This is a genomic window from Pseudoalteromonas sp. RW-H-Ap-1, assembly GCF_048318575.1.
Classification (GTDB): Bacteria; Pseudomonadota; Gammaproteobacteria; order Enterobacterales; family Alteromonadaceae; genus Pseudoalteromonas.
In genome coordinates this window covers 880035-900606 of the sequence record NZ_CP166996.1, presented here as the reverse complement: position 1 = coordinate 900606, position 20572 = coordinate 880035, and the positions used below count along the sequence as shown (strand labels likewise).

Annotated in this window: 18 protein-coding genes and 1 pseudogene; 11 read left to right on the top strand and 8 right to left on the bottom strand. The window is 40.6% G+C overall.

Annotation, left to right across the window (positions count from 1 at the left end):
- Positions 1–24: 24 nt before the first annotated feature.
- A complete protein-coding gene (locus tag AB8618_RS04225; protein ID WP_413401442.1) occupies positions 25–498 on the bottom strand; it encodes a hotdog fold domain-containing protein in 474 nt (157 codons plus the stop codon).
- 184 nt (positions 499–682) lie between these two features.
- Here AB8618_RS04225 and AB8618_RS04220 point away from each other — a divergent pair, with 184 nt between their 5' ends.
- The 3 genes and pseudogenes from AB8618_RS04220 (at position 683) to AB8618_RS04210 (ending at position 3121) form a co-directional block, all read left to right on the top strand.
- A complete protein-coding gene (locus AB8618_RS04220) occupies positions 683–1858 on the top strand; it encodes a multidrug effflux MFS transporter (protein WP_413401441.1) in 1176 nt (391 codons plus the stop codon).
- Between the two features lie 152 nt (positions 1859–2010).
- The gene (locus AB8618_RS04215; protein ID WP_418157335.1) at positions 2011–2643 is read left to right on the top strand and encodes a LysE family translocator; all 633 of its coding nucleotides are present in this window, start codon (positions 2011–2013) and stop codon (positions 2641–2643) included.
- A gap of 15 nt (positions 2644–2658) precedes the next feature.
- Positions 2659–3121, top strand: a pseudogene (locus AB8618_RS04210) (methylglyoxal synthase).
- A gap of 4 nt (positions 3122–3125) precedes the next feature.
- Here the strand turns inward: AB8618_RS04210 and yegD are convergent.
- The 6 genes from yegD to AB8618_RS04180 form a co-directional block, all read right to left on the bottom strand.
- Positions 3126–4490, bottom strand: coding sequence for a molecular chaperone (gene yegD, locus AB8618_RS04205; protein ID WP_413401438.1), 1365 nt, complete (start codon positions 4488–4490; stop codon positions 3126–3128).
- 79 nt (positions 4491–4569) lie between these two features.
- Positions 4570–5406: a DNA ligase gene (locus tag AB8618_RS04200; protein WP_409424945.1), complete on the bottom strand. Its 837-nt coding sequence runs from the start codon at positions 5404–5406 to the stop codon at positions 4570–4572.
- A 34-nt stretch (positions 5407–5440) separates the two neighbouring features.
- A complete protein-coding gene (locus tag AB8618_RS04195) occupies positions 5441–6097 on the bottom strand; it encodes an HAD family hydrolase (protein WP_409424944.1) in 657 nt (218 codons plus the stop codon).
- Between the two features lie 73 nt (positions 6098–6170).
- Entirely contained in the window at positions 6171–6470 is a 300-nt protein-coding gene (locus AB8618_RS04190; RefSeq protein WP_248473382.1) for a hypothetical protein, read from the bottom strand.
- A gap of 115 nt (positions 6471–6585) precedes the next feature.
- Positions 6586–8874 (bottom strand): TonB-dependent receptor, encoded by a 2289-nt coding sequence (locus tag AB8618_RS04185; protein ID WP_413401437.1) that lies wholly within the window; start codon positions 8872–8874, stop codon positions 6586–6588.
- Between the two features lie 348 nt (positions 8875–9222).
- Positions 9223–10095, bottom strand: a complete 873-nt coding sequence (locus AB8618_RS04180; RefSeq protein ID WP_413401436.1) for a mechanosensitive ion channel family protein — start codon at positions 10093–10095, stop codon at positions 9223–9225.
- Between the two features lie 357 nt (positions 10096–10452).
- Here AB8618_RS04180 and AB8618_RS04175 point away from each other — a divergent pair, with 357 nt between their 5' ends.
- The 4 genes from AB8618_RS04175 (at position 10453) to AB8618_RS04160 (ending at position 15748) form a co-directional block, all read left to right on the top strand.
- Entirely contained in the window at positions 10453–12588 is a 2136-nt protein-coding gene (locus tag AB8618_RS04175) for a M3 family metallopeptidase (protein WP_413401435.1), read from the top strand.
- Positions 12589–12697: 109 nt separating this feature from the next.
- Positions 12698–13558, top strand: a complete 861-nt coding sequence (locus tag AB8618_RS04170; RefSeq protein WP_413401434.1) for a carboxylate/amino acid/amine transporter — start codon at positions 12698–12700, stop codon at positions 13556–13558.
- Positions 13559–13611: 53 nt separating this feature from the next.
- On the top strand, positions 13612–14937 hold the full coding sequence (locus AB8618_RS04165; RefSeq protein WP_413401433.1) for a glycerophosphodiester phosphodiesterase family protein: 1326 nt from the start codon (positions 13612–13614) through the stop codon (positions 14935–14937).
- Positions 14938–14998: 61 nt separating this feature from the next.
- Positions 14999–15748, top strand: a complete 750-nt coding sequence (locus AB8618_RS04160; RefSeq protein ID WP_413401432.1) for a dienelactone hydrolase family protein — start codon at positions 14999–15001, stop codon at positions 15746–15748.
- Here the strand turns inward: AB8618_RS04160 and AB8618_RS04155 are convergent.
- Positions 15728–16648 (bottom strand): LysR family transcriptional regulator, encoded by a 921-nt coding sequence (locus tag AB8618_RS04155; RefSeq protein ID WP_413401431.1) that lies wholly within the window; start codon positions 16646–16648, stop codon positions 15728–15730. The genes AB8618_RS04160 and AB8618_RS04155 overlap by 21 nt on opposite strands.
- A 147-nt stretch (positions 16649–16795) precedes the next feature.
- Here AB8618_RS04155 and AB8618_RS04150 point away from each other — a divergent pair, with 147 nt between their 5' ends.
- The 4 genes from AB8618_RS04150 to AB8618_RS04135 all read left to right on the top strand — a co-directional run bounded on the left by AB8618_RS04150 (position 16796) and on the right by AB8618_RS04135 (position 20532).
- Complete coding sequence (locus tag AB8618_RS04150; protein ID WP_413401430.1) at positions 16796–17479, top strand: type 1 glutamine amidotransferase domain-containing protein; 684 nt, start codon at positions 16796–16798, stop codon at positions 17477–17479.
- A gap of 113 nt (positions 17480–17592) precedes the next feature.
- Positions 17593–18198 carry a rhomboid family intramembrane serine protease gene (locus AB8618_RS04145; protein WP_076918926.1) on the top strand — a complete coding sequence of 202 codons (606 nt, stop codon included), beginning with the start codon at positions 17593–17595 and terminating at the stop codon, positions 18196–18198.
- A gap of 17 nt (positions 18199–18215) precedes the next feature.
- Positions 18216–19058 (top strand): glutathione-dependent disulfide-bond oxidoreductase, encoded by an 843-nt coding sequence (gene yghU / locus AB8618_RS04140; RefSeq protein WP_054202092.1) that lies wholly within the window; start codon positions 18216–18218, stop codon positions 19056–19058.
- A gap of 172 nt (positions 19059–19230) precedes the next feature.
- Entirely contained in the window at positions 19231–20532 is a 1302-nt protein-coding gene (locus AB8618_RS04135; protein WP_178955470.1) for an MFS transporter, read from the top strand.
- Positions 20533–20572: the final 40 nt, after the last annotated feature.

The window sequence follows — 20572 nt, the reverse complement described above, 5'->3', positions numbered from 1 at the left end:
AAGTCCCTTTGGCGTCTTATATGCTCACTTTTTCTGTGTTATGTACATGGTTATATCTGCAGTAAACACCAGTTCTTTGCGCGTATTGTAAAGCTTTACCGGTACTACTAGGTCTTCTTTATCAACCCATTGATGAGGCAGGTCAATCTCAGCGATAGCAGTAACGTCTGTGTCTACCTTAGCCAAGTACTGTACTGTCATTCCCTTAGGGATCCAACGGTGGGTTTTATAAGGTACCGTTGCATCAACCATTACCCCCGCACACAGCTCAGCTAAATTACATTGAGCGATAGCGTGAATAGTACCAATATGATTGTGCACACGACGAGTATTTTTAACCACAGCGCTACAGTGCCCTGCTTTTAAATCTAAAATCGTCGGTTTCATAGAGCCAAAGTAAGGCGCTTTAAAACACACAGCTTTGCTAAACAGCCAGTTACCAAACGGCAGCTTTTTAAATTTATGCCACGTTTTTATTAATGCAGACTCATTACTCATTATTGTTTTTCCATTGTCTTAACTTAAAAAGCAAATTAACACATCGGATCAGTTTAAAGAAGTGTGATACTTACACAAAAATAATCATAATAAAGTTAAAAGTAGGTAACATGTCTGATACTTCGGTCATAAGCCCTTTCTTTTTCATCAGTCGCCACTTAAAATACCGACAAAAGGAGACCTGATGCAAACACAGCCCGCTAAACCAAACTTAATTCTATTGCTGATCTTAGCGTTACTCGTCATTTTTTGTCCTATGGGCATTGATATTTATTTGCCTGCCTTTCCTACTATTGCAGAGCAATTTTCAGTGAGCGAAAAACAAGTACAGCAAACGGTGGCTATTTTTATGCTTACTGTTGGTCTGGGGCAATTAATTGCAGGCCCTCTCGCTGATCGTTTTGGACGTAAGCCGATAGCCTTAACGGGAGTAACTTTATATGGATTGGCGGCATTAGGTGCATACTATGCTCCTAGCTTTTTAATACTAATGTTTGCCCGTGCAATTCAAGGGTTAGGCGCATGCGCTACCTTTGTTGTTGCCTTTGCAATAGTAAGAGATAAGTTTGGCAGTGAACGCAGTGGCCAAATAATTACCTACCTAAACGGCATAGTGTGCTTTATACCAGCGTTAGCACCCATTTTAGGTGCGTGGTTAACCGTGCAGTTTGGTTGGCAAATGAACTTTCTATTTTTAACTGGTTTTGCACTATTGGGATTTATTGTCACCTTATTCTTGTTCAGAGAAACACGGCCAGCAGACAGCTATTACCAAGGGCATATCTTAGATTTAAGGCGCTTTCTCCCTATTATTTCAACTCCGTTATTTTTATTTAATAGCTTGTTATGTATGGTCACTATGTCAGCTATATTAGTATTTGTAACACTGGCTCCTGGTTGGCTTATTACTGAGTTAGGTGGCAGCGTAGCCGACTTTACCTTTTGGTTCTCGCTCAATGCAGTGCTTAGTATTCTTGCTAGCTTTATCATGCCTATTTACATTAAACGCCAACCAAAAAGAGCTCTAAAAGCAGGTCTTGTGTTGTTAGTGAGTGCAGGCTTACTGATGCTTCTATTAAGCCAATACAAAACCCCATTAGCATTAATGATCCCTATGTTTATTGCAGCCTTTGGCTTTGCTTTAACACTTGGCTCTGCTGCTGGGCGTGCTTTGAGTTTATTCCCTAAACAAGCTGGCACCGCCTCAGCTCTTTTGGGAGCGATGCAAATGAGTGGGGCAAGTTTATTAGTGTTTATTACTCAATATTTAAACTTATCAACCCCTGAGCTCATTGGTACACACTTTTTATTATTAATTCCTTTTTCTTATTTACTGTTTCGTTATACTAAATATGCCTAATAAAATGCACGTTTGCTGAGCCTGTGAATAATAATCACCACAGGCAATTAGCACTGAAGTTAAAACTCTTTACCAAGCGTGCAATATGCCCGCTTTTTATTTCTCTATATGCTTGATAACATTAACTACCAACATATTTTGAATCAAGTGCAATGATCAATCCTGACTTTTTACTCTCATTTTTACTCGCCAGTTTTCTCATGGCCGTTGCGCCTGGACCATCAAACGCATTTTTAATGGCGCAAACTTTTGCAAATGGGCGAAAAGCAGGCATGCAGAGTGCTTTTGGCTTTGCCTTAGGTGGCGTAGTACATACATTTTTTGCGGTTGTCGGTTTAAGCGCTATTTTAAAAGCCTCTGAAACAGCGTATGCCAGCGTACAATATGCAGGTGCAGCCTATTTATGTTACTTAGGTTTTATGATGCTTAAAGGCACCTTTAAGCCCCCCATTTGCGAACAAAATGATAAGCCTCATGTTACAACTAGTAAAAACAAAAATGTGATGTTTCAAGCGATGATGACCGAAGTATTTAACCCTAAGGTAGCTTTGTTTTTTATTGCTTTTATCCCACAATTTGTAGACCCTAGCTTGTCATCTGCAACCTTTCAGTTGGCCTTTTTTGGCCTGCTTTATCCAATCTTTGCTTTTCCTATCGACTGCACGTATATTTATTTCGGTGATAAAATAGCTCAATTTTTTAGAAATCACCCAAATAGCCAGCTCTGGATTGATAGGTTCACCGGCATTGTATTTATTGCCTTGGCTATCAATTTATTACTCTAACTAATAAGAATCAGCATGGACCAAAAAATACAATCTCTTCCAGCTAAGAAAAACATAGCCCTTGTTGCACATGATGGAAAAAAACCGCGCTAAAATTGTGGTGTGAAAAACACACTCCAATGTTAAGTAAACATAAGCTATACGGCACTGGAACAACCGGACATTTAATAGAAAAAACCACCGGTTTGAATGTCGTACAATTACTCAGTGGACCTATGGGTGGTGATCAGCAACTTGGCGCTAAAATAGCGGAACATGAAATTCATGTGTTAATCTTTTTTGGGATCCTCTGGCATCTCAACCGCACGACCCCGATGTAAAAGCATTGCTTCGTTTAGCCGCGGTGTGGAACATTCCTGTTGCTTGTAATGAAGTAAGCGCTGATATGTTACTCAGTTCTCCCCTTATGGACACCGAATTTGAGCGTTCTTTGCCAGATTACGAAAAGTACCTCGCAACCCGACAAATTTCTTTATAGCAGCTTATTTATAAAGCATACTCGCCCATTTAGTCAGGCCTGCGGTGACACTGCCAAAGTGATCACCGTTAACCATTTTAATGTCGCCTAAGTGGGTTTTTAAAGCCGCTTTGATCAGTGGTGATTGCGCACTACCACCCGTTAAATAAATTACATCTGGAGTGGTGTTTGCATCTGCAATAGCTTGTTTTGCCAATGTCACTATTTGGCTAATACTGTCGTCAACGGCTAATGCTAATTCATTAATAGAGATATCTTTATCAAGTGATGAATCTAAAAATGTTAAATCACAATTAAAGTTTTCAGATGAGCTTAGTGCAATTTTTGCCGCTTCAGCTTGTTGAACTAATTGATGGCCTTGCTTATTTTGCTGTAAATGGATTAGCCGTTTATATAAATCAGGCGCACTCACATCGCGTAATTGGGCGCTTAGTTCACGATAGTGCTGGGCACTATAAAACTGGCTTTGTAAATTAACATCGTTAATTTTACATGCCTGCCAAAATGCTTGATTCGGCAAAGGTAAACCCGATTTAAAAGTACTCCCTAAACCGAGTAACGGCATCAAACCATGGTAGCTCAGAGCAATATCTAAATCATTGCCGCCTACTCGCTTTCCGCTATGTGCTAAAAAGTCTGCATCTCGTTGTTGTTTATTCCTAAAACTTGGCCCCATTTGTACAAATGAACAGTCACTTGTACCACCGCCTATATCAATTACCAGCACTTTTTGGTCTTGGGTTAAATCACTTTCATAGTCAATCCCAGCGGCAAGTGGTTCATATAAAAATTCCACATCTTTAAAGCCGGCTCGGTTTGCTGCGCGTGTTAAAATGCTCACGGCTTGTTGGTTTGACTGCTCACCACCAACCGCTTGAAAATTCACTGGGCGACCAATAACTGTTTGGCTTAGCGTATACCCTAACGATGATTCGGCACGTTGTTTTATTTTTAAAATCATTGCTGTGGCAATATCTTCAAAAAAATTAATTTGTCCTTGCTTTAAGCCAGTAGCGCCAAAAAAAGACTTTGGCGATTTTACAAAATAACCTTCTTCGGGAAATTGCACATACTCGCTAATCGCCTCACGGCCGATGAATAGAGTCTCGTCGCCGGCTTGTAGGTCTAGGTCTGATTTAATTCGCGCAAGCGTATTAAGTAATGGTTGGCGCGCGGTTTTGTAAGCATGTTCATGCTCTGAGCCGTTTAAATGCTGAGCTACAAAATCAACGACTAAAGCACTATGATGGGTGTATAGAGTTGATGGAAGATAATGTTTGCCTTGCTCTAAAGGAATGAGCTGAACACGCTCTTTATTTAAAACACCCATAGCACAATTAGAACTACCATAATCAAAACCAACGAACATAGATCACCAAACATCACTAAAAAGGCCGCGCAATTTAGCATAATTGCTAAAAAATATATACTGAATTGGCCTACACTCTTTATTTTTCAGGTCTTTCCCGTAAGAAGCTGGCAAAACGCGGCAAGCCATTTTTAGTGTACCCGTGGTATCGATAAGTAATTGTTGCACCGATAGCTGGCGGATACTTTCGCTCTTTATCACTAAAACCCGTGCCAATAGAAAACGTCTTCCCTTGTTTTGTCTGTACTTTCAATGCGCCAAGCATTCCTGCGTATTTACCTTTACCCGGTAAATGTTCAATTACTAACGCTTCAGCATCTAAATATGGCTTGAGTTTTAACAATACACTAGAGCGACCAGTTGTATGCTTAGCCTCTGCTAAATGAAGCATAACGCCCTCGCCGCCTTGTTTAGTAACCTGATTAAAATGATCACTGAGTTGCTGGTTGTCGCTAAATTGATATTGCTTAACCGCTTTAATATGGGGGCTATTTAGCTTAGTAATGAGTGACAGGTAATTTTGATAACGACGGTGAAAAGGCGTACCGGCATCTGGCATATCAAATACCTGATAAGTAACCCTTTGCCACTGTAAATCGCTGGGTATTTTTGTTCTGACAATACCGCTGACAACAGAAAATTGACCTCGTTTAGTCCATAACTCACCATCTAACCAAACGTCTGGCAAAGGAGCGGTAAACCACTTAGGCGGGTTTATGGAGTTGCCTTGACGGGTTACAAACTGCTTTCCCGTCCAGATTGCTCTTACTCCGTCATACTTTTCACTCACCAAATATTGGCGAATATCTTCATGCTTTGTTTCATCGTAAACATTAGCAAGTTGCACTGGAGGCAATTGCGCCAATAAGCCCGTACTAATGAGGGTTAAAAAAGTAAACAGCGTTGCTTTAATCATTGCTGCATCCTTGCAAATTTAAATATGGCTTAAACTATAGTTGAGATTGAAGCCAGTGCCAAAATTCTTCAAGGCTTTGCATTTGCTGTGTTGCTTTACTAAAGTCGTGCTCCTGTGTATGTTTATTAGCGATAGCTATCACAGCTAAAGCAGCATTATTCGCTGCGGTTACACCGGTGAAAGTATCTTCAACGGCAATCGCATTTTGTGCAGCAACATGCATATTTTTAAGTGCTAATAAGTAGGGATCACCGGCAGGCTTTGGATTAATTACATCATCTTTAGTTACCACGGTATCGAATAAATCATAAAACCCTAATCCTTTTAGTATTGGCTCTGCTTCATGCCTTGCGCTGCCTGTGACTAACGCCATTTTTAAACCTTGCTCTTTAACCGCTAACAGAGCATTTTCAGCATAAGGCATTAAAGGCGGTAAATTGGTTTTAACGTACTCACTAAATAAGCGATATTTTTCATCCGCTAAATAGCGGCTACTTACAGACAAGTTATGAGCTTGTTTTATTTCCTTTGCAGCGTCAATAGTGGGACGTCCCGAAAAGCGCCGACAAAAATCATCTTCTTTATAACACACACCAAAAGGCGCAAGTAATTGGCTCCAACAGTTATAGTGCACACTTTCAGAGTCAACCAAAGTGCCATCCATATCAAATAATACCGCTTCAATTGACATTCTTTTCTCCTGGTTATTGAACCTAAACTTTGGGTAATAAAAAAGGTGCCTAGGCACCTTTAATTAATTTGTGTTACTCAGCCAAACCTGCTGGCGGCTCAGCATAAGCGTCTTCGCCGGTATCTACATCAACTAACTCATAACCTCTCGCTTTGCGCATTACTTTAAGTATCGGCTTTTCAAAGGCGGTTTTTAAGCGCTCAGCATCATCTTTTAACGCATCTAATGTGGTTCCAAATGGTGCTGCACCAGTTTCTGACCAGTTAGTTACTTTACCATTTAGGTTATATTCCACTTCGTGTATTTGATATTGCGCAGCTTCATCTTTGGTTGCTTCACAAAAAATTACACGGTAATTCCAAAATCCAGCCATTACTTTTTCTCTTTAATAAACATATGAGCGCTACTGTAGCAGCTCTACCAAAATAAAAAAGCCTGCACTAGGCAGGCTTTTATCAATAATTACAATTTAACGTTAAACTTTTCGATTAGAAAAAGTTAACTTTAAACTCAGCGCCAATGTAACGCTCTTCATTAACCATAGCTGTATTGTTGTTGAAATCAACACCACCAATCGTCTGCTGCTCGTCAAACATGTTACGCACAAATGCTGATACTTCATATTCGTAATCGCCTTGCGCCCATGCATAGCCAGCACGTAAACCTACTTCTGTCAGTGGCTTACCCTCAAACTCAACTGATTCATATAAGAAAAAGTCAATCTCACTGCGGTACGACACATCAGCGTAAGCAAAGAAATCACCTTCAGCGAGTTCTTTAGTGTAACGAAGTGTGATGTTAGAGATCCACTCTGGTGCATGCGGTAAGCTGTTGCCATCTAAAATAGCACGATCTTCAGGACCAAATGCACCTGGTACTTGGAACGTAGGATCAGTAACAGTACACTGTGCACACACTGCAACGGCTAAATCTTTATCTTTAAGCTCAGTTTTGTTGTAGCTTAAATTAAACGTTGCATTTAGTTCATCCGTTAACACCCACTCAGAATCAATTTCGAAACCATAGCCGGTTGTTTTATCAGCATTTAATAGACGGTTAAAGTTAGCACCACCACCCACTGCCGTTAGCTGCTGGTCATCCATAGTGTAATAAAATACTGTTGCATTTACACGACCTTGGCCATCTAGTACATCAGATTTAATACCTGTTTCAAACGAAGTAACCGTTTCTGAATCAGCAACGGTTACTTCGTCACCAAATAAGATACGACCCTGAATGCTTGGTGCACGGAAACTGTTAGCAATACGGCCATACCAGTTTACGTCATCATTGATTTTGTAGTTAGCCGATAAATCCCAGCTTACGTGATCATCGCTAACATTTTTTTCGATATAAGTCGCTGCACCACCAATTGGGCTAAGCGTGCGGTTAGCTGAGAATTCTTTCTCATCATCTGAATAACGAAGACCCGCGGTTACTTTTAAATCATCAGTAATGGTGTAATCAACTGAGCCGAATACAGCCCACGCTTTAGTATCTTGCTGCTGACTAACAAAACCATTTAATACGCCATTGTTGGCTGTATCATAGCTAAAGTTTTCAATCGTTAATGCTTCGTCGAAGTAAAAAACACCCACCTGATAATTTACGTCACCGGCAAAGTTGCTTGATAAGCGAAGTTCTTGCGTGTATTGGTCTTGGTCTGGAATACCATCAGCACTTTCTGAAGAGAAAGGAATAAAGCCAGGGCCCATTGCAACTGGAACATCATTGATAGAAAATCCGCCGTAACCGCCATCAATATCAGCACGCGAGTAAATTTCTGCACTTTCCCAACCAGAGATTGAAGTTACTGTGTGGTTAGCTAAGTCCCACTCAAGCTTGAGACTTGCACCTTGCGATTCAACTTGCTGCGTCGCACGAGATGCGGCATCGTGATACACCACGTCATTTTCAAAACCATCAACTAAATCGTTAGTACCAGGTTTGATAGTGTTAGCACGAAAGGCAATTGGAGAGCCATCTAAATCACGAACATGGTAGTTAAATAATCCAGTGAAATCGTCACCTTCATATAAAAATTGAATACGGGCTGCTTGTTCAGTGTAACCACCTAAAGCATCTTTTTGCTCAAAACCTGGTGCACGATTATCAATGTAATCGTCTTTATCTTGCCAAAGTACTGAAACACGTGTTGATAAACGATCTGTTAATGAACCACCAACAGCACCTTCAAAGTCAACAGCACCACGACTACCGTAAGATACAGAGCCATAGCCTTCAAATTCTTGACTTGGTTTTACGGTATCAAATTTAACTAGACCAGCCGGTGTATTACGACCAAATAATGTACCTTGAGGACCACGAAGCACTTCAACACGCGCTACGTCAAATACAGGGAAGCCTTTTAAGATTGCGTTTTCTTGTACAATTTCATCAACCACTAGTGACACAGGCTGCGAAGCATTCAAATCGAAATCAGTGTTACCAAGACCACGTACATAAAAGCGTGGGAATGAACGACCAAATGAAGATTCAATAGATAAACTTGGGATTTTCGCATTCATAAAACGAATATCCATACCAGCTGAGCTGTAAGCATCTAAGCTATCGCCTTGCAGGGCTGAAACAGCAACAGGTACTTCTTGGGCGTTCTCTACTCGTTTACGAGCAGTAACTTGAATAACTTCTAGTTGGTTCTTCTTAGCAGTAGTTTCTTGCTCAGCAGCTACGGCTGAAATTGACGTACCTGCTACGGCAGAGAACAACGTTGCATTGATAAGGGTTGCTAACGTAGATCTTTTCATTGCTTTCATGTCGGGGTTAACCTTTTTAGTGCACTCTTGTTCAACGGTTGATGTGTTGCGCAATTATAAAATTACGGATTCAGTCAATTTTTCGCGACTTGCTCTATGCGGCGCGGACCTTATTACCGAGAGTACAAAAACGGCATAAATAAGGCTGACTGAATGCGCAAGATTATATCATGCTGTAATTTATTTACTGCATACTGAACACTAAAAATTAAACTTATTTTTAACACTTAACCACACTATCCCGACATTTAGTGTACTTTTAGCAACCAAACAACCCAAAAGCGGACATATGTCCTTACAATGAATTAGTAAAAAATATAGCGAAATACCGCAACACCTTTTTAGATACTACTTTTTCCCTAATGAACGTGTGAGCGCAATTTCGCCATCAATATGAAGATCTCGCTGTGGAAATGCAATCACCACATCGTGTTGGTCAAACACTTCATAAATACTAAAACGAATATCACTTCGGACTTGTCTTAATCGAGTTTCTGATTCAGCGCAGACCCAAAAAATAGCATTAAAAACTAGCGAGCTATCTGCAAAATCATCAAACAATACGGTTGATTGAGGCGTTGCCAATATTGCCTCATGCTCATCTAATACTTGCTGAATTAACCTTTTAACTAATAACACATCAGAGCCATAAGCTACGCCTACGCTCACAGATGAGCGTGCATTACCGTCAATAAGCGTCCAGTTTGTTACTGTGTTTTCTAATAACTGGCTATTAGGTATAAGCATATGAACACCGTCGTTCCTGCGAATACGAGTAGAGCGAGTATTAATGGTTTCAACCACCCCCTTGGCAGTGCCAACCTCTAAAAAGTCGCCAATACGAATTGGCCGTTCCCACATTAATATCCAGCCACTAATAAAGTTATTAATAATGTTTTGCGCACCAAACCCGACACCAATAGCAATAGCACCCGATACAAAGGCAAATGCAGTCAATGGAATATTAAGTACTTCAAGGGAGGTAAAAAGTAAAATCGCAATACTTAAAATAAAATAAAAACGCGTAAATAAATGCACTGCATCTGGGCTCATTTTTCGCGCTAGTAATGACTTTTTAATTAACTTGCCAATTTGTGTCACCACAACCCACATAGTAAACAAAATTAGCGGTACTTGAATGACTTTTGCTACGGTAATGTGAATGTCATTGTAGCTAAACAATACAAAGGCGAGAATGTGATTAATTTGTTCTAAGTTCATTTATTTTCCATGTGTAAGGCCGCACGCAAATAATTATTTTTATGTGCTAATAATACCCAAGTTTAGCATGCGGTTAGCTTAAATCTATATTTACACTATCTCCCAATTAAGCATACGCAGCCCCACTACTTGGTTATCTGTGTTTAGTACTTAGTCGCTGCTTACTAAGGTTGTATACCCGTTATTGTTGATTTTTACTGCTGTTTTTATCTACATATCGAGCTTTTGTAATCTAATTTGCGTTTAAATCCCGCTTTAAACCGATAAACTTTGTTGTATATACCTCAAAATTTGGTAAGTTAACTGGGTTTTCGACTCGAAAAGCCTATTTCGGCTACTATTTTTTATGGAGTTACTATGCGTAAAACACTGATCGCCACTACGATTGCTAGTGCACTTTTATTATCTGCCTGTTCTTCTGAAAGCACCCAAGAAACAAAACAACAAAGCACAGCACAAGTGCAAGATATCAATGCAAGCAATGTATTATTTAAACCAAGCCCATTACAATACATGGCTCCTGAGTTTGATAAGTTTGGTACCACTGAATACGAAGCCGCATTTGATGCTGGTATTGCTCAGCATAATGCAGAAATTATGGCAATTGCCAATAATCCAGAGCCAGCTACTTTTGAAAATACCTTGGTAGAAATGGAACTTGCTGGTGAACTATTAAACCGCGCATCAGCTGCTTTCTACAACTTATCAGGTCTTATTTCTAACGATGAGTACCAGCGCATTGATAAAAAAATGGCGCCTGTGTTCTCAGCACACTCTGATGACATTTATCTAAATGGTGCATTGTTCGAACGTGTACAAACAGTATACGACAACAAAGATAAGCTAAGCGCTGAAGATCAACGTCTTGTTGATTTTTACTACAAACAGTTTGTTAAAGCGGGTGCTAAACTAAATGATGCTGAAAAAGCAAAAATGCGTGAAATTAACGCTGAGCTTGCAAAACTATCAACGGAGTTTTCTCAAAACGTATTAAAATCGTTTAAAGAAGACGTTATTTTAGTAACAGATAAAAGCAAACTAGCTGGTTTATCTGAAGGTGAAATTGCAGGCCTTGCAGCTGCTGCTAAAAAAGCAGGCAAAGACGGCTACATGATCACCTTAGTGAACACCACACAGCAGCCTATTTTATCTAGCCTTGAAAATCGTGAACTGCGTGAGCAAATTTTTAAAGCGTCAACCAACCGTGCAGCTAAAACCAACGGCCCTATTATTATTAAAGAAACTAACTTACGTGCACAAAAAGCAGAACTGTTAGGCTTTAAAGATTGGGCTTCGTATGTAATGACTTCACGCATGGCGCAAACAACTGATAACGTGTACGGTATTTTAGATGACCTCGCGCCAAAAGCAGTTGAAAAAGCGCAAGCAGAAGCAAAAGCGATTCAAAAAGTAATTAACGATTCGGGCGAAAGTTTCGAACTAAAACCATGGGATTGGTCTTTCTACGCAGAAAAAGTGCGTGCTGAAAAATACGACCTGGATCCAGCCTTAGTTAAGCCTTACTTTGAAATGCAATCGGTTATTCACAACGGTTTATTCTTTGCAATGGAAAAGCTTTACGGCATTACATTCAAAGAGCGTAAAGACCTACCAGTTTACCATGAAGATGTAACGGTATTTGAAGTATTTAATGCAGATAGCAGCGCAATTGGCTTATTTTACATGGACCCATATGCACGTGAAGGTAAACGTGGCGGTGCATGGATGAGTGCATACGTAAGCCAAAGCGGTTTAAAAGGCACTAAACCGGTTATTTATAATGCGCAAAATATTCCTAAGCCAGCAGAAGGCGAACCAACACTAATGACGTTTGACGAAGTGTCGACTATGTTCCATGAGTTTGGTCATGCGGCGCACGGTTTATTCTCTGACGTTAAATACCCAAGCCTAGCAGGTACTGCTACAGCGCGTGATTTTGTTGAATTTCCATCACAAGCACACGAAGACTGGATGATTGAGCCAAGTGTATTAGCTAACTACGCTAAGCATTACAAAACAGGCGAGCCAATTCCTCAAGCACTACTTGATAAAGTACTTGAGTCGCAAAAATTCAACCAAGGTTTTGGTACCACTGAATATTTAGCTGCAGCACTACTAGATATGGAATGGCACTCATTTGGTTCTGATAAAAAAGTAACTGATGTACAACAGTTTGAAAGCGAAGCACTAAAGGCACACGGTATCGATTACTACCCTGTACCACCTCGTTACAAATCAAACTACTTTAGCCATACCTTTGCAGGTGGTTACTCAGCAGGTTACTACGCTTACCTATGGACTGAAGTATTTGCCGCTGATGCCTTTGCTCATATGGAAAACAACGGTGGCTTAACGCGCGAAAATGGCGATAAGTTCCGTAAAGAGATCCTATCAAAAGGTAACAGCCGTGACTTAATGCAAAGCTACATTGAGTTTAGAGGTCAAAAACCAACCACTGATGCATTACTTAAACGCCGTGGATTAGTTGATTAATTAATATTTTTAAGCAACTGATATAAAAGCCCGCTTGCGGGCTTTTATTGTTTATAGAACAATATATAACAGATAAACTGACACCATTACTAAAAACAAGATGAGTGTTATGGGCTATTTATTTGCAGTTACCCTTCTTTGGGCCTTTTCGTTTAGTTTAATTGGTGTGTATTTAGCAGGCCAAGTTGATGCGTGGTTCAGTGTACTAATTCGCGTGGCTTTAGCAGCGTTAGTGTTTTTGCCTTTTTTAAAGAAAACCCCTACTCCCCTTGCGTTTAAACTTATGCTGATAGGCGCACTGCAGCTGGGTATTATGTACAGCTTTTATTACCACTCATTTTTATTTTTAACCGTGCCAGAAGTGCTGTTATTTACTGTAATGACCCCGCTTTACATTACGCTTTTAAACGATGCATTGAATAAAAAGTTTAACTGGCAATTTTTTATTGTCGCCTTTATTGCCGTGTTAGGGGCTATTACTATTCGTTATGAAAACCTAACCAACGACTTTCTACTTGGCTTATTATTAGTTCAAGGGGCTAATATTAGTTTTGCTACGGGGCAAGTAAGCTACAAGCGTTTAATGGTTAATCAAAAACTGGATGACAAAACCGTATTTGGCTGGTTTTTTATCGGCGCACTTGTCATAGCCGTTGCTTGCTATGCACTGTTTGGCAATACCGATAAATTACCTACCAGCTCAACACAGTGGGGCATTCTTATTTACTTAGGTATTGTGGCTTCAGGTTTGGGCTACTTTATGTGGAACAAAGGCGCAACACTGGTTAATGTTGGTGCATTGGCGGTGATGAATAACCTGCTTATTCCTGCCGGTATTATTGTTAATGTGCTTATTTGGAATAGAGATGCCGACATAGCCCGATTAACAATCGGTGCTGCTATTATGTTATTAGCATTAGTGGTCAATCAACTATTAACAAAGCGAAAAGTTAATCCCACTGTCGTTTAATTGTCACTGTTTAGGGTTAAGGTAGGGGCTACTTTTATTTTTAAGGACAAATAATGAAGCGACTTACCCTATTCACTGCCAGTTTATTGCTAACTGCACTTACTGGCTGCGATGACGATGTAAAAATAGTCGAAAAAGAAGTGGTTGTTACTAACACTGACGTTGAAATTGTTGAAGTTCCTACCCCGATTATTGTTGAGGTAGCTCAAGGCACTAATATTCAACTAGGTACTCGCCCCGACTACTTAATTGAAGATATGGCTGACAGCGCACTAAAAACACAATTAGAATCGTGCAAAGAAGGCCCTTTTTATCGTACTGATTTTTCAATTGGTCACCGCGGTGCCCCCATGCAATACCCTGAGCACACAAAAGAGTCTTACATAGCGGCCGCTCGTATGGGCGCCGGTATTGTCGAGTGCGATGTAACCTTTACCAATGATAAAGAGCTAGTATGCCGCCACTCTCAGTGCGACTTGCACACCACCACTAATATTTTAGCTATTCCTGAACTTGCTGCTAAATGCAGTGAGTCCTTTACACCAGCAGACTCGAGCAGTGGCACGCCTGCTTCAGCTAAATGTTGTACCAGTGATATTAGCTTGGCAGAGTTTTTAACCCTTGAGGGTAAAATGGATGGCGCAAACACCAGTGCCACCAATGTTAGCGATTACATGAAAGGTACACCAAGTTGGCGCACTGACTTATACGCCACCTCAGGTACACTCATGACCCACAAACAAAGTATTGCACTTTTTAAAGAGCTAGGGGTAAAAATGACCCCAGAGCTTAAATCACCTCAAGTGAGTATGCCCTTTAACGGTATGACCCAAACCCAATACGCACAAAAAATGCTAGATGAATACACGCAAATGGAGGTACCCGCTGAGCGTGTTTTTCCGCAATCATTTAATTTAGCTGACGTACAATATTGGATTAATACTAATCCTGAATTTGCAGCTCAAAGTGTTTATTTAGATGGCCGAGACAGCGATGCAGGATTTGATCCTAACAACCCCGACACATGGCAACCTAGTATGGCTTCGCTTTTTAATGACGGCGTGAAAATTATTGCTCCACCAATTTGGGTACTATTAACCATAGATAACGAAAATAATATTGTACCATCGCAATACGCTATTGATGCTAAAGCCGCAGGGCTTAATATTATTACATGGAGCCTTGAACGATCTGGGCCGCTAAATAACGGCGGTGGTTATTATTACCAGTCAATTAGTGATGTTATAGATAACGATGGTGACATGATGAGCGTGGTTGATGTACTTGCAAAAGAGGTTGGTGTAATCGGTATATTTTCTGATTGGCCAGCTACAGTTAGCTATTACGCCAGTTGCAATAAAATGCCTGCAAGTATTTAAACCTTAGGGCGTGTTTATTTTACCGCGCTCAGCTATTATGTTGATTTTGCTGAGCGCTTTTATGATCATTCAACACCATAACGCTGACTTACCAACGCCTACAGGCTTAATGCGAACCACCATTTACCGCCCACAAGCATCGGGGCAATATCCTACCATTATTTTTTATTCTGAAATCTTCCAACAAACCGCCCCCATTGCCCGCAGTGCAGCTATTTTAGCCAGTCATGGGTTTGTGGTACTTGTGCCAGAAGTATTTCATGAGCTTAATCCTATTGGGACAGTGCTTACCTATGACGATGCGGGTAAAGATAAAGGTAACAATGATAAATGGACTAAACCTTTAGAGCATCATGATAGCGACACACAAAGCCTTATCGACTTTGTAAAACGCCAGAGTTATTGTTCAGGAAATGTTGGGGCTATGGGTGTATGTATTGGTGGGCATTTAGCTTACAGAGCCGCATTAAACCCACTTATAAAAGCTGCATTTTGTTTATACGCCACCGATATACACAGTAATACACTGCCCGCACAACCCGGAAATAACTCGTTTGAACGCATGGCCGATATACTCGGTGAAATTCATTTTATTTGGGGTAAACAAGATCCCCATGTTCCACAAGATGGCCGAGACAAAATATACCAGCAAGCTGTTCGTACTGGTATAAATTACCAATGGCAAGAAGTTAACGCGCAACATGCCTTTATGCGTGATGAAGGCGAGCGATACGATGCAGCTCTCGCCATAGCAATGTATCAACAGGCTGTTGCCTTATTTAACCGAGCGCTAGCCCTTACGCATACCTAATGCCGTATGCTGTTTTACAAAGTACGCTTTTAAATAATCAATAAACAAACGTAACTTTTTAGATCCCGTCGCCCCTGGCGGGAAAACCCCATACAACTCAATGTCTTTGCTTTTGTAGTCGTCCATTATAATTTGCAGCAAACCCGCTTGTACTTTTGGCCATGCATCGTATAGCGGTATACGCCCTATGCCATGTCCTGCTTCCACAAATGCAGTCCGTGCAGCGGCGTTATTGGTACTGAGGGATCCTTGCATGGTAATGTCGACTTTTTTACCGTCTTTTTGCAAGGTCAAGGTTTTGCTCCCTAGCTGATAAACCACCCACTGGTGCTTTGCTAATTCATCGGGCGTAGTAGGCTTGCCATAATGCGAAAAATAATCAGGCGCACCACAAATACAGGTACTCATTGTGGTTAACTTAGTTGCCTGTAGGTTCGAATCGCGCAGTGCAACCCCTCTAATTGCAAAATCAAACCCGTGTTTAATAATATCCACCACATCATCGGTTAACTGTAAATCTATATCAATTTTGGGGTATTGGCGCTTAAAGGTATTAATTGCAGGCACTATTAATTGCATCCCCACATTAACTGGGCAACTAATTTTTAATAGTCCTTGGGGCTCACTTTTTATATTTTCTATTTGTTGATTAGCAGCATTGGCTTGCTCGGTAATAACGCGGCAGCGCTCATAGTAAGCCATACCGGCTTCAGTGAGCGCCATGGTGCGTGTTGAGCGGTTAAGCAAGGTTACTTCAAGTTGCGTTTCTAGCTTTTTTAAATGGTAACTGGCTACTGCCCGCGTTAACCCTAGTTGCTTTGCCGCTGCAGTTAAACTGCCCTGCTCAACTATTTGTGCAAATACCACCATACTTTTTAATTGTTCAAACGAAACTTTCATCACTGCATCCTACTTGTAGCCTTAAACCATTGTATCAATTATTAAATCAATAAAGTTAAATTTATCATCGTTGTTTAAAGTTACGTTAGTGCATATAGTAACTGCTAAGCAAAGATTACAATTTTAAATCATCAGAAGGAAAAAATAATGGCTAAGAAAATATTAATGGTACTTACTTCACACGCTGATTTAGGCAACACCGGTGAAAAAACAGGTTTTTGGGTAGAAGAATTCGCCGCCCCTTATTATGCATTTGTTGATGCTGGCGCAGAAATCACTCTAGCTTCACCAAACGGTGGCCAACCACCAATCGATCCAACCAGTACATTAGCCGACTTCCAGACTGATGCCACCAAGCGTTACGACAACGACAGTGCAGCGCAAGCATTAATGGCAAATACAAAAGTATTGAGTGAAGTGAATGCATCTGATTTTGATGCGGTATTTTACCCAGGCGGTCACGGCCCATTATGGGATTTAGTAGATAACACAGATTCAATCTCGCTTATCGAAGATTTTGTAAAATTACAAAAGCCAGTAGCTGCTGTGTGTCATGCGAGCGCCGCATTTTTAAATACTAAAGATGCTGATGGCAACGCATTAGTTGCGGGTAAAAAAGTTACCGGCTTTAGTAACACCGAAGAAGAAGCCGTGCAATTAACAGATGTAGTGCCATTTTTAGTCGAAGACGAGCTGATTAAAAAAGGTGGTGACTATCAAAAAACTGACGACTGGGGCGTTCTTGCGCTTGAAGACGGTTTAGTGATCACCGGTCAAAACCCAGCAAGCTCTGAGCTAGCAGCTAAAAAACTACTTACCAAGCTTGGTTAATTACGATTAATCAGCATAAAAAGCACAGTTTAATCGCTGTGCTTTTTAATTTGCTTTTCATTACTCACCACTATTCCTATACTGGCCACTCTTACTATAAATAAGGGCACCGTATGCAAAATAAACCATCCACCTTATCGTTACTCAGCAGCACCCGCTTTGCCATTATAAGCATTGTAACTATTTGTTTTGTGTTGCAACTAATTAATAGCCTGCCAGGCATTAGTTTAAATGGTTTAGGTATTTACCCACGCAGCATTCAAGGGCTGATTGGTATTCTTTGCGCTCCCTTTTTACACGGTAGCTGGTGGCATTTTGCTAGTAATATGCTGCCCTTTATTGTTTTAAGCTGGTTAATTTGCCAATACAGCGTAAAGCGTTTTTATAGCGTATTTTTATTCACCGCATTAGTTGGTGGATTACTGGTATGGATGTTTGCCCGTGGTAATATTCATGTCGGCTTAAGTGGCGTTATTTATGGATTATGGGGCTTTATTTTATGCTATGGCATTGTAAGACGTTCTTTTAAATCTATTTTTATAGCCGTGGTGGTAGCCTTTTTATACAGTGGCTTTATTTGGGGTGTGTTTCCACAGCGGTTGCATATCTCGTTTGAAAGCCATCTGTTTGGCGCACTAAGTGGATTCTTTTTAGGGTATAAATTAGCAAAAGCAGATAAATTAAAAGCAACAACGGGCAAAGCAAATACGCACGTTTAAACTATTAAAGGTTATTTATGAGTGATAACAACGACTACACCCCAGCAAAAGTATGGACATGGGACAATGAAAGTGGCGGTAAATTTGCAAACATTAACCGCCCAATTGCAGGGGCAACCCACGATAAAACATTGCCTATTGGCAAACATCCATTTCAGCTTTACTCATTAGCTACTCCTAACGGGCAAAAAGTCAGTATTATGTTTGAAGAGCTATTAGAGCTTGGTATTACTGAGGCTGAGTACGATGCTTATTTAATTAATATTGGTGAAGGCGACCAGTTTGGCTCTGATTTTGTCGACATAAACCCAAACTCAAAAATACCTGCGTTGATGGATCACTCTACAACACCAGCAACCCCTGTGTTTGAATCTGGCGCTATTTTACAATACCTTGGCGAAAAGTTTGATGCGCTTATTCCTAATGATTTTCAAGCTAAAACACAATGTCGTAATTGGCTGTTTTGGCAAATGGGATCGGCGCCTTATTTAGGTGGCGGCTTTGGTCACTTTTACAGCTATGCGCCAACCAAAATGCAATACCCGATTGACCGTTTCACCATGGAAACTAAGCGTCAGCTAGATGTACTAAACCGCCATTTAAGTGACAACGAATACATGGCAGGCAGTGAATATTCAATTGCCGACATTGCCATATGGCCATGGTATGGCTCACTGGTATTAGGCGACTTATATGATGCCGCTGAATTTTTAGATGTTGCATCTTATACCCATGTGGTTCGTTGGGCTAAGCAAATAGCTGTGCGCCCAGGTGTAAAACGAGGCCGCCGTGTTAATCGTACTTGGGGCCCAGAAGAAGAACAAATGGCAGAGCGCCACAGCGCTCGTGATTTTGAATAAGGCTCCAGTTTAGTAAAAATAAAAAAATCAGCGCTTAGCTGATTTTTTTGTGTTTATTAGGGGCTCCTTCATTCTTAGCGGGTAACATGACTTTTTAACCCTAAAAGTAGAAAAGTTAAGCATACCATCTTAATATATCTAAATATTTACACTGATAGCGTAGTTATTAATTGTGAAAAAACTAACAAAAGAACAAATCTATAAACGTTTAAACAATGAAGAAGACGCCCGAGCTTGCAAAGCCATCGACGACAATGCCTGTCAGGAAGTACCCGGTAATTTTATTATTTTACTCATTAGCCAGCTGTTTAGTAAGTTTGCTGATGCGCTACTCAACCCCAAAATAACGCTGCCATGGTTAATGCAAAGCTTAAATGTACCAGCGAGTTTTATTACTTGGTTAGTACCAATCAGAGAATCGGGGTCATTGCTGCCCCAACTTGCTATTGCTAACGTTATTCGCAAACTCCCCGTTCGTAAATGGGTATGGGTAATAGGTGCAGTGATGCAAGCAGGATGCATTTTAGCCATGGTTGCGGTGGCGTTTACCCTCAAAGGCGCACAAGCAGGCTACGCCATTATTGGCTTATTAATTTTATTTAGCCTTGCTAGAGGATTTAACTCTGTCGCTGCAAAAGATGTGCTGGGCAAAGTTATTCCTAAACAGCAACGCGGTAATATTAGCGGGCTTGCTGCAAGTATTGCCGGTTTTGCTACATTAACGTTTGGTCTCATGATGTGGTTTTTTTCACAGCAAAAAGATCAAGATATTGTGATCATCGCTTTACTACTGGGTGCCTTGATGTGGCTAATTGCCGCATTTTTTTATGCACAAATTAACGAATATAGTGGCGCTACCGAAGGGGCAAATAATGGTCTATTGCATGCGTTTTCAAAGTTAAAAATCTTATACCAAGACAAACAGTTTGCCCATTTTGTTATTACACGTGCCCTACTGCTTTGTTCAGCATTGAGCGCTCCATTTTATATTATTTTAGCCAGTAAACAGTCATTTGAATTTTCTTTACTTGCCACCTTTATTGCCGTTTCCGGCTTTGCAAGCTTAGTCTCAGCGCCGATTTGGGGACGCTTAAGCGACTTATCTAGCCAGCGAGTGCTAGTACTCAGTGCCACTTTGGTTACCATTAATGGGCTGGCTGTATTTGTTATTGCAACTTGGTATAACGAGTTGCTACTAAATTGGTGGGCTATGCCTATTTTGTACTTTTTACTCTCAGTTGCGCACCAGGGAGTACGCTTAGGGCGAAAAACATACCTCGTCGATATGGCAGAGGGTAACAAACGCACCGATTATGTGTCGGTCAGTAATACCGTTATTGGGGTTTTATTACTGATGTTAGGCAGTATAGGCTTATTAGAATCGTTTTTATCAACCGCAGAGCTTATTTTACTTTACAGTGGATTAGGTTTTTTGGGGGCAATGAGTGCACTGTTTTTACCAAAAACAGAGTAAATAGCGCGCTGTTTAACATGATGTAATTAAAACGCTCACC

Bases quoted from the DNA above. Each gene is read 5' to 3' on its own strand.
- AB8618_RS04225 (WP_413401442.1), bottom strand. From the start codon at position 498: ATGAGTAATGAGTCTGCATTAATAAAAACGTGGCATAAATTTAAAAAG.
- AB8618_RS04220 (WP_413401441.1), top strand. From the start codon at position 683: ATGCAAACACAGCCCGCTAAACCAAACTTAATTCTATTGCTGATCTTA.
- AB8618_RS04215 (WP_418157335.1), top strand. From the start codon at position 2,011: ATGATCAATCCTGACTTTTTACTCTCATTTTTACTCGCCAGTTTTCTC.
- yegD (WP_413401438.1), bottom strand. From the start codon at position 4,490: ATGTTCGTTGGTTTTGATTATGGTAGTTCTAATTGTGCTATGGGTGTT.
- AB8618_RS04200 (WP_409424945.1), bottom strand. From the start codon at position 5,406: ATGATTAAAGCAACGCTGTTTACTTTTTTAACCCTCATTAGTACGGGC.
- AB8618_RS04195 (WP_409424944.1), bottom strand. From the start codon at position 6,097: ATGTCAATTGAAGCGGTATTATTTGATATGGATGGCACTTTGGTTGAC.
- AB8618_RS04190 (WP_248473382.1), bottom strand. From the start codon at position 6,470: ATGGCTGGATTTTGGAATTACCGTGTAATTTTTTGTGAAGCAACCAAA.
- AB8618_RS04185 (WP_413401437.1), bottom strand. From the start codon at position 8,874: ATGAAAGCAATGAAAAGATCTACGTTAGCAACCCTTATCAATGCAACG.
- AB8618_RS04180 (WP_413401436.1), bottom strand. From the start codon at position 10,095: ATGAACTTAGAACAAATTAATCACATTCTCGCCTTTGTATTGTTTAGC.
- AB8618_RS04175 (WP_413401435.1), top strand. From the start codon at position 10,453: ATGCGTAAAACACTGATCGCCACTACGATTGCTAGTGCACTTTTATTA.
- AB8618_RS04170 (WP_413401434.1), top strand. From the start codon at position 12,698: ATGGGCTATTTATTTGCAGTTACCCTTCTTTGGGCCTTTTCGTTTAGT.
- AB8618_RS04165 (WP_413401433.1), top strand. From the start codon at position 13,612: ATGAAGCGACTTACCCTATTCACTGCCAGTTTATTGCTAACTGCACTT.
- AB8618_RS04160 (WP_413401432.1), top strand. From the start codon at position 14,999: ATGATCATTCAACACCATAACGCTGACTTACCAACGCCTACAGGCTTA.
- AB8618_RS04155 (WP_413401431.1), bottom strand. From the start codon at position 16,648: ATGAAAGTTTCGTTTGAACAATTAAAAAGTATGGTGGTATTTGCACAA.
- AB8618_RS04150 (WP_413401430.1), top strand. From the start codon at position 16,796: ATGGCTAAGAAAATATTAATGGTACTTACTTCACACGCTGATTTAGGC.
- AB8618_RS04145 (WP_076918926.1), top strand. From the start codon at position 17,593: ATGCAAAATAAACCATCCACCTTATCGTTACTCAGCAGCACCCGCTTT.
- yghU (WP_054202092.1), top strand. From the start codon at position 18,216: ATGAGTGATAACAACGACTACACCCCAGCAAAAGTATGGACATGGGAC.